At 74.4% G+C, this 863-nt stretch carries 1 protein-coding gene; it reads left to right on the top strand.

Annotation, left to right across the window (positions count from 1 at the left end; translation table 11 throughout):
• Nucleotides 1-30: 30 nt before the first annotated feature.
• Complete coding sequence (locus BZY54_RS47080) at nucleotides 31-687, top strand: response regulator transcription factor (RefSeq protein WP_030179617.1); 657 nt, start codon at nucleotides 31-33, stop codon at nucleotides 685-687.
• Nucleotides 688-863 lie beyond the last annotated feature (176 nt).

Genomic DNA, 863 nt, shown 5'->3' on the forward strand with positions numbered 1-863 from the left:
GCCCCGTCCCCCCCACCCCCAGGAGGCCTGGTGTCCGTTCTCCTCGAGCAGCCCTCAAGCCTGGTCGCCTACCGCCCGAACAAGCCGACCGCGATGGTCGTCGTGGCGGACCCGCGCGTCCGTTCCACCGTCACCCGTCATCTGTGGGCGCTCGGAGTCCGTGACGTCATCGAGGCGTCGTCCGTCGCGGAGGCCCGTCCCCGCATCGGCAATCCACGTGACATCTGCGTCGCCGACGTCCACCTGCCCGACGGGTCCGGGCTCACCCTGCTGTCCGAGACCCGCGCCGCCGGCTGGCCCAACGGGCTGGCCCTGTCCGCCGCCGACGACATCGGCGCCGTTCGCAACGCCCTCGCGGGCGGAGTCAAGGGCTACGTCGTCACCGGCACCCGCACCAACGTCGGGCTCCCCACCCGACCGGGCGCAGCCCCCATCGGCGCCGCCCGGCTCCACCGCCGTCCCCCGGGTGCCCCGAGCCACCCGGGTGGCTACCGAGAGCTCTCCGGCCGCGAGGTCGAGGTGCTGCGGCTGGTCGCCGAGGGCCAGTCCAACAAGGCGATCGGCGTCTCGATGGGCCTGTCCGCGCTGACCGTCAAGAGCCACCTCGCCCGCATCGCCCGCAAGCTCGGCACCGGCGACCGCGCCGGGATGGTCGCCGTCGCCCTGCGGACCGGAATCATCCACTGACACCCGGGCCGCCCCACCGGCCCGCACCTACCGCACCTGCCCGCACCTGCATCCGACCCGGCCGTTCACCCGGCTTCTCCCCCGGCCGGCCGTCCCGTCCACCTCGCCCTCCATCCCTCCTCCGTCCCCCATCTGCCCGCCACCCGTCACCCGTCCGCCGCCGTGTTCACCCCTTC

Origin of the sequence: Streptomyces carpinensis, from assembly GCF_002154505.1 — a bacterium.
GTDB classification, from domain to species: domain Bacteria; phylum Actinomycetota; class Actinomycetes; order Streptomycetales; family Streptomycetaceae; genus Streptomyces; species Streptomyces carpinensis.